Origin of the sequence: Limnovirga soli (genome assembly GCF_013106755.1) — a bacterium.
Taxonomy (GTDB): domain Bacteria; phylum Bacteroidota; class Bacteroidia; order Chitinophagales; family Chitinophagaceae; genus Limnovirga; species Limnovirga soli.
The window spans coordinates 1-5,214 of sequence record NZ_WHPF01000027.1 but is presented as its reverse complement, the minus strand read 5'-3'; the positions used below and the strand labels follow the sequence as shown (position 1 = coordinate 5,214).

At 47.4% G+C, this 5,214-nt stretch carries 2 tRNA genes and 3 rRNA genes; all 5 read right to left on the bottom strand.

Annotated elements, in window-relative coordinates:
• Nucleotides 1-14: 14 nt before the first annotated feature.
• Nucleotides 15-126, bottom strand: a 5S ribosomal RNA gene (gene rrf, locus GD597_RS21570).
• Nucleotides 127-243: 117 nt separating this feature from the next.
• Nucleotides 244-3,041: ribosomal RNA gene (locus tag GD597_RS21565) — 23S ribosomal RNA — on the bottom strand.
• A gap of 205 nt (nt 3,042-3,246) precedes the next feature.
• Nucleotides 3,247-3,320, bottom strand: a tRNA-Ala gene (locus GD597_RS21560).
• Nucleotides 3,321-3,387: 67 nt separating this feature from the next.
• Nucleotides 3,388-3,461: transfer RNA gene (locus tag GD597_RS21555), tRNA-Ile, on the bottom strand.
• Nucleotides 3,462-3,553: 92 nt separating this feature from the next.
• Nucleotides 3,554-5,082: ribosomal RNA gene (locus GD597_RS21550) — 16S ribosomal RNA — on the bottom strand.
• The 16S, 23S and 5S rRNA genes sit together here with 2 tRNA genes alongside, the layout of an rRNA operon.
• Between the last annotated feature and the right edge of the window lie 132 nt (nt 5,083-5,214).

Here is a 5,214-nt window from a genome sequence, read left to right as displayed (position 1 = left end):
GGCGCTGTAAATAAGAATGGCGGCTACCTACTCTCCCACATTTTTTTGCAGTACCATCGGCCATGGGGGACTTAACTTCTCTGTTCGGAAAGGGAAGAGGTGAACACCCCCGGTATAACCACCATAAAATCTTTGCTGTTATCTAATAGCTTTTCGCTACCATACAACCGCTTGTAATAATGTACATATTGGGATCACTCATCAATCAAATTAAATAAGGTTATATCACTAATGATATAGATAAAATTAAAGCTTACGGGCAATTAGTACTACTCGACTCAACTGTTACCAGCTTTACATCTGTAGCCTATCAACGTCATAGTCTCTGACGACCCTTAAAAGTAAACTCATCTTGTGGAAGGTTTCACGCTTAGATGCTTTCAGCGTTTATCCTTGCTGTACGTAGCTACTCGGCATTACACCTGGCGGCATAACCGATACACCAGCGGTACATACGCTCCGGTCCTCTCGTACTAAGAGCATGTCCACTCAATTTACTAACGCCCACCACAGATAGGGACCGAACTGTCTTGCGACGTTCTGAACCCAGTTCACGTGCCACTTTAATCGGCGAACAGCCGAACCCTTGGGACCTTCTCCAGCCCCAGGATGTGACGAACCGACATCGAGGTGCCAAACCTTACCGTCGATATGAGCTCTTGGGTAAGATCAGCCTGTTATCCCCGGAGTACCTTTTATCCTTTGAGCGATGACCCTTCCATACAGAATCACCGGATCACTTTAGCCAGCTTTCGCTCCTGCTCGGCGTGTTTGCCTCACAGTCAAGCACCCTTTTACTAATGCGCTCTATGTACGATTACCAACCGTACTGAGGGTACCTTTGCAAGCCTCCGTTACTTTTTAGGAGGCGACCACCCCAGTCAAACTACCCACCATGCAATGTCTCCCGTTAGGGATTAGGTTCTAAGCAACAAAAGGTTGGTATTTCAACGTTGACTCCATAATGCCTGGCGACACTACTTCATAGTCTCCCAACTATCCTACACATTTGTTGCTCAAAATCAATGCAAAGTTGTAGTGAAGGTTCACGGGGTCTTTCCGTCCCGTGGCGGGTAACCGGCATCTTCACCGATACTACAATTTCACCGGGCTCGTGGAGGAGACAGTGTTCAACTCATTAGACCATTCGTGCAGGTCGGAACTTACCCGACAAGGAATTTCGCTACCTTAGGACCGTTATAGTTACGGCCGCCGTTTACCGGGGCTTCAGTCAGAAGCTTTGGATTACTCCGAACATCCTTCCTTAACCTTCCGGCACCGGGCAGGTATCAGGCTCTATACGTCATCTTACGATTTTGCAGGGCCCTGTGTTTTTGTTAAACAGTTGGTTGAACCAATTTACTGAGACCGCATCGCTGCGGTACGCTTTATCCCGAAGTTACAGCGTCAATTTGCCTAGTTCCTTCTCCACGGCTCACCCGAGCGCCTTAGAATACTCATCCCGTCTACCTGTGTCGGTTTGCGGTACTGGCCGCTATGCTCGCTTTTCTTGGAAGCACTTTTATTACTTCGCTTCGTCCGAAGACTCCACTCAACGTACACTTCCGTCCGTACGTAGTAACCACGGCGCTCCGTCACTTTCATTGCATAGCAGGTGCTGGAATATTAACCAGCTTTCCATCAGATACCCCTTTCGGGTTTTCCTAAGGACCAGACTAACCCTGATCCGATTAACGTTGATCAGGAACCCTTAGACTTTCGGCGAAGGAGTTTTTCACTCCTTTTATCGTTACTTATGCCTACATTTTCGTTTGAAATCGCTCCAGCAATGGTAACCCATCACCTTCTACGCAGATTTCAATGCTCCCCTACCAATTGTACATGTACAATTTTAGAACTTCGGTTCATAGTTTGATGCCCGATTATTTTCCGTGCAGGATCTCTCGACCAGTGAGCTGTTACGCACTCTTTAAATGAATGGCTGCTTCCAAGCAAACATCCTGGCTGTTATTGAAATCCCACCGCGTTTGATCAACTTAACTATGTATTAGGGACCTTAGTTGCTAATCTGGGTTATTTCCCTCTCGGCCACGGACCTTAGCGCCCGCAGCCTCACTCCCGGAGATATTTACTAGCATTCGGAGTTTGTCAGGGTTTGGTAGGCGGTGAAGCCCCCTAGCCCAATCAGTAGCTCTACCTCTAGTAAACTTCTATATCCGAGGCTGTTCCTAAAAACATTTCGGGGAGAACGAGCTATCTCTCAGTTTGATTGGCCTTTCACCCCTATCCACAGGTCATCCCAAGACTTTTCAACGTCAACGGGTTCGGTCCTCCAGTGGGTGTTACCCCGCCTTCAACCTGCCCATGGATAGATCACAAAGTTTCGCGTCTGCCCCCACTGACTATTCGCCCTATTCGGACTCGCTTTCGCTTCGGCTCCGTTATTGATGAACTTAACCTCGCCAGTGAGGAGCAACTCGTAGGCTCATTATGCAAAAGGCACGCCGTCACTCATTGCTGAGCTCCGACCGCTTGTAAGCGCACGGTTTCAGGTACTATTTCACTCCCCTATTTGGGGTACTTTTCACCTTTCCCTTACGGTACTGGTTCACTATCGGTGTCTGAGGAGTATTTAGCCTTACCAGATGGTGCTGGCAGTTTCACGCAAGATTTCTCCGGTCCCGCGCTACTCAGGATACCACTCGTCCTTATTAAGGTATACTTACAGGGCTATCACCTGCTATGGCTCATCTTTCCAAATGATTCAGCTTATTAATAATTTCTAAATGTGGTCCTACAACCCTCATTCCGCACGCGGAATAAGTTTGGGCTCTTCCCTTTTCGCTCGCCACTACTCAGGGAATCATTATTATTTTCTTTTCCTCTCCCTACTTAGATGTTTCAGTTCAGGAGGTTGGCTTCCTTTCGGATAATACTGCTTCACAGTACTGGGTTGTCCCATTCGGAAATCTTCGGATATATCGCTTGTGTGCAGCTCCCCGAAGCTTATCGCAGCTTACCACGTCCTTCTTCGCCTCTCAGACCCAAGGCATTCACCATGCGCTCTTATTTGCTTTAAAAAACTTTCTGCTTCATAACTACTTAAAGTTACTTAGCTCTTATTCTCTTTTTTTGATTTTGCTTTCCCAATATGTCAAAGAACTATATCATTTTACTTACTTCTCTCTACGATTATAAATAAATGATGTTGTGATGTAAGTGGCTTTGAACCCCTTAACCGCCTTTACGGTTACATCTCTTTTAATTTTCTAAAGAACTTTTTTGTGGAGGATATCGGAGTCGAACCGATGACCCTCTGCGTGCAAGGCAGATGCTCTAGCCAACTGAGCTAACCCCCCATATGTTGTTGGAGCTATCAGCTATCAGCTATCAGCTACTAGCCACTAGCTTTATCGCTTCAAATAGTAGACCCGACCAGAGTTGAACTGGTGACCTCTACATTATCAGTGTAGCGCTCTAACCAACTGAGCTACGGGTCTGAACGGGTCTTTTTTGCTATCCAAAGAACTGCTATAAACCAATAAAATTAAAAGAATGAAAACAACAGCTAAAAAGGACGACTTTGCTCTAAAAAGGAGGTATTCCAGCCGCACCTTCCGGTACGGCTACCTTGTTACGACTTAGCCCCAGTCACCGATTTTACCCTAGGCAGCTCCTTGCGGTTACCGACTTTAGGTACACCCGGCTTCCATGGCTTGACGGGCGGTGTGTGCAAGGTCCGGGAACGTATTCACCGTAGCATTGCTGATCTACGATTACTAGCGATTCCAGCTTCATGCAGGCGAGTTGCAGCCTGCAATCCGAACTGAGAGCGCTTTTTTGGGATTAGCTCCTTGTTGCCAAGTGGCTGCCCTTTGTAGCGCCCATTGTAGCACGTGTGTAGCCCTGGGCATAAAGGCCATGATGACTTGACATCATCCCCTCCTTCCTCACGTCTTACGACGGCAGTTTCATTAGAGTTCCCAGCTTTACCTGATGGCAACTAATGATAGGGGTTGCGCTCGTTGCGGGACTTAACCCAACACCTCACGGCACGAGCTGACGACAGCCATGCAGCACCTTACCATCTGTGTATTGCTACAAAACCAGCTTTCACCGGCGGTCAAATGGCATTCTAGCCCAGGTAAGGTTCCTCGCGTATCATCGAATTAAACCACATGCTCCACCGCTTGTGCGGACCCCCGCCAATTCCTTTGAGTTTCAATCTTGCGATCGTACTTCCCAGGTGGATTACTTAATGCTTTCGCTCAGACACTGACTGTGTATCGCCAATGTCGAGTAATCATCGTTTAGGGCGTGGACTACCAGGGTATCTAATCCTGTTTGATCCCCACGCTTTCGTGCCTCAGCGTCAATATTTGCGTAGTTAGCTGCCTTCGCAATGGGTGTTCTATGTCATATCTAAGCATTTCACCGCTACATGACATATTCCGCTAACCTCCACAACATTCAAGATATATAGTATCAACGGCAGTTCCCAAGTTAAGCTCGGGGATTTCACCGCTGACTTACATACCCGCCTACGCACCCTTTAAACCCAGTGAATCCGGATAACGCTTGCACCCTCCGTATTACCGCGGCTGCTGGCACGGAGTTAGCCGGTGCTTATTCATCTGGTACCGTCAAGTGAGTTAAAAAACCCTTTTTTCGTCCCAAATAAAAGAAGTTTACAATCCAGAGGACCTTCATCCTTCACGCGGCATGGCTGGTTCAGACTTGCGTCCATTGACCAATATTCCTTACTGCTGCCTCCCGTAGGAGTCGGGCCCGTGTCTCAGTGCCCGTGTGGCTGATCATGCTCTCACATCAGCTACTGATCGTTGGCTTGGTGGGCCGTTACCCCGCCAACTACCTAATCAGCCGCACGCCCATCTTCAAGTGCCGGAGCTTTAATAAAAATGTGATGCCACATCTATATCTTATGGGGTATTAATCCAAATTTCTCTGGGCTATTCCCCGCTTGAAGGAAAGTTGCGTACGTGTTACGCACCCGTTTGCCGGTCGCCACCCATATATTGCTATACTGTGCTGCCCCACGACTTGCATGTATTAAGCCTGCCGCTAGCGTTCATCCTGAGCCAGGATCAAACTCTCCATTGTAAAAAAGTTTGTCTGACTATTAATCTCTCTCGAAATCAACGTCGGATATAATTCAATTGCTGTCTCTTCCTTACCGTAATCCTAAAATTACGTACTGTTGTTTCCAATCTTTCAAAGAACTTATTTCCTAAC